We start from the raw sequence: 513 nt of genomic DNA, 5'->3' as shown, positions 1-513 counted from the left end.
ATTCTTTGAATCTATCTCGATGTTTACCTTCTTTTTGTTAGTGGGTCGATTCTTAGAAATGCGCGCTCGCCGCAAAGCTGCTGCTGCTAGCGGTAACTTGCTCAAGCTTATCCCTGCCATTGCAACAACACTAGACGGCGAACAAATTCCAGTTAAAACGCTGAAGATTGGTGATCGCATTCGCGTTCTCCCTGGCGAACATATCCCTGCTGATGGCAAAGTTATTTCTGGCCGTATTCATATTGATGAATCAATGCTGACTGGTGAGTCTATTCATGTCGTAAAAAAAGAAGGTGATGCTGTTTATGCAGGTACATTAAACGGAGATGAATCATTTGAGTTGGAAGTCACCAATTCAAAAGCAGACTCGATGATTTCAAATATTGTGCGCCTTCAAGATGAAGCACAGCATTCAAAGCCAAAAATTGCAGAAGTTGCTGACGTCGTAGCACGCTACTTTGTTGGTGTAATTCTTATCATCTCAGCTGGAACCTGGTTTTATTGGCACCAAAC

1 protein-coding gene is annotated in these 513 nt (G+C 42.7%); it reads left to right on the top strand.

The features are described from left to right. Positions 1-513 (top strand): HAD-IC family P-type ATPase (locus R7O13_RS31025; protein WP_318305747.1); only part of this gene is annotated, 513 nt, incomplete at both ends.

This window comes from Vibrio sp. Y176 (genome assembly GCF_033438945.1).
This window is presented reverse-complemented; position numbering and strand designations above follow the sequence as displayed.